Here is a 2,412-nt window from a genome sequence, read left to right as displayed (position 1 = left end):
CGGACGCGACGCGAAGTAGGCGTCGGACTGCCCGGCGTCCACCCGCTCGACCCGGCCCTCGATGCGCACCTGGCGCTGCAGCGGGTGCCACAGCATGACCGCCGCGGCCCGCGGGTTCGCGGCCAGCTCGCCGCCCTTGCGCGAGGTGTAGCGGGTGTAGAAGACGGCCCCGCGCTCGTCGAAGTCCTTGAGCAGCACGATGCGGGCCGACGGGACGCCGTCGGGCGTCGCGGTGGCGACCGTCATCGCGTTGGGCTCGGGCACGCCCGCGGTGATCGCGTCGTCGAGCCAGCGCTCGAACAGCGCCACGGGGTCGTCGCCGGCGGCGTGCTCGTCCAGCCCCTCGCGGGCGTACTCCGTGCGCATCTGCGCGAGCCTGAGGTCCACGGGGACACCGTACGGCCGGTCAGGGCATGATGTGCCCATGACTGAAGTCCACCACGGCCTGGAAGGCGTGATCGCGTTCGAGAGCGAGATCGCCGAGCCCGACAAGGAAGGGTCGGCGCTCCGCTACCGCGGCGTCGACATCGACGACCTCGTCGGCCGCGTGCCGTTCGAGAAGATCTGGGGCCTGCTGGTCGACGGCGCCTACGAGCCGGGCCTGCCGCCGGCCGAGCCGTTCCCCATCCCGGTGCACTCCGGCGACATCCGCGCCGACGTGCAGAGCGCCATCGCGCTGACCGCGCCCGCGTGGGGCATGAAGCAGCTGTACGACATCTCCGACGAGCAGGCCCGCGACGACCTCGCCCGCACCGCCGTCATGGTGCTGTCGTACGTGGCCCAGGCCGCGCGCGGCGTCGGCCAGCCGTTCGTGCCGCAGAGCGAGATCGACAAGTGCTCGACGATCACCGAGCGCTTCCTGACCCGCTGGCGCGGCGAGGTGAACCCCGACCACGTCAAGGCCATCGATGCCTACTGGGTCTCGGCCGCCGAGCACGGCATGAACGCCTCGACGTTCACCGCCCGCGTCATCGCCTCCACCGGCGCGGACGCCGCAGCTGCCCTGTCCGGCGCCGTGGGCGCCATGTCGGGCCCGCTGCACGGCGGTGCCCCGGCCCGCGTGCTGACGATGATCGAGGAGGTCGAGCGGCTCGGCGACGCCCGCCAGTACGTCAAGCAGCTGCTCGACGCCGGCGAGCGGCTCATGGGCTTCGGCCACCGCGTCTACCGCGCCGAGGACCCACGCGCCCGCACCCTGCGCCGCACGGCCAAGGAGCTCAACGCCCCGCGCGCCGAGGTCGCCGAGGCGCTCGAGCAGGCCGCCCTGGCCGAGCTGCGCGAGCGTCGTCCCGACCGCGTGCTGGAGACGAACGTCGAGTTCTGGGCGGCCATCGTCCTGGACTACGCGCAGATCCCGCCGCACATGTTCACCGCGATGTTCACCTCCGCCCGCACCGCCGGCTGGAGCGCGCACATCCTGGAGCAGAAGCGCACCGGACGCCTCATCCGTCCGTCCGCGGTCTACACCGGACCGTCGGAGCGTCGCGCGGACGAGGTCGAGGGCTGGAACCCCGACTGGGCGCACACCTGACCCGCTGAACCACAACGAGGCCCCAGTCCCGGGGAAGGGACTGGGGCCTCGTCGTGCGTGAGGGGCCGCTACGCCTGCTCGACCACCATCACCGTGGCCTGCTCGAGCTGGCGGTCGACGCGCAGCCGCAGCCCGTGGTGCACCTCGGTCGTCCAGGCCTCGACGATGTTCTTCTCGTCGGCACGGATCGTGTCGTCCAGGACGACGATGCCGCCCGGGCGCATCCGGTCGGCCAGCAGCGGCCACGCCGGGTAGCGGACCTCGCTGGCCAGGGCGCCGACCGGGCCGTCGACCAGCAGCAGGTCGATGCGCAGGTCGTCGTCCAGCACGGGCAGCGTGTACCAGGGACGCTCGGGCCGGTCGCCGACGACGCGGTCGGCGAGCGGTGCGTCCAGCACGGTGGCGCGGTGGGCGAGGCCGGCGGCCTCGAGCCGGTCGCGGGTCTGCTGGCCGAAGCGGACGTCGGAGTCGAGGGAGACGATGCGCCCCTCGCCGCCGCGGCGCTCCATCGCGGCGGCGAACCACACCGTCGAGCTGCCCGAGCCGCACTCGAAGACGGTCGTGCACGCCGGGGCGGTCACCAGGTCGAGCAGGTCGAGCAGCGCTCCGGGCGCCATGGCCCAGCCGCCCAGCTCGGGCATGCGGAAGTCCGCCGGCGCGAGACGGTCGTACGCGCGGCCCAGCTCGACCGTGACGCTCGGCAGCTTGTGCAGGTAGGTGCGCTGGCCGTCCAGCCGCGACGTGACGCCCCGGAAGGCGATGACGTCGGCGCGGTGGACGCGGCGCTGGGTGTCGGCGACCTCGGCGATGGCGCGGCGGGCACCTCGGGCGAGCTCACCGCGCAGCGCGCGCACCTCGCGCAGCAGGACGTCTGCGAGCGC

The 2,412-nt window shown here is 73.6% G+C and carries 3 protein-coding genes; 1 reads left to right on the top strand and 2 read right to left on the bottom strand.

The window, feature by feature from the left end:
* A partial coding sequence (locus tag AC2W7G_RS13835; RefSeq protein ID WP_485868949.1) for a pyridoxine/pyridoxamine 5'-phosphate oxidase occupies positions 1–387 on the bottom strand: 387 nt, incomplete at its 3' end.
* A 37-nt stretch (positions 388–424) separates the two neighbouring features.
* On the opposite strand from AC2W7G_RS13835, the gene AC2W7G_RS13830 reads away from it, so the two are divergent.
* Complete coding sequence (locus AC2W7G_RS13830) at positions 425–1,531, top strand: citrate synthase 2 (RefSeq protein WP_485868948.1); 1,107 nt, start codon at positions 425–427, stop codon at positions 1,529–1,531.
* A gap of 68 nt (positions 1,532–1,599) precedes the next feature.
* Here AC2W7G_RS13830 and AC2W7G_RS13825 read toward each other — a convergent pair.
* Positions 1,600–2,412: class I SAM-dependent methyltransferase (locus tag AC2W7G_RS13825; protein WP_485868947.1), on the bottom strand; the 813-nt coding region annotated here is incomplete at its 5' end.

The sequence above is a fragment of the Aeromicrobium sp. PFPM2_SD2 genome, assembly GCF_057364525.1.
Note: the sequence above shows the minus strand (reverse complement) of the source record. Positions and strands in the feature narration are given on the sequence as shown.

Coding starts and splice junctions, on each gene's coding strand:
- AC2W7G_RS13830 (WP_485868948.1), top strand. CDS start 425: ATGACTGAAGTCCACCACGGCCTGGAAGGCGTGATCGCGTTCGAGAGC.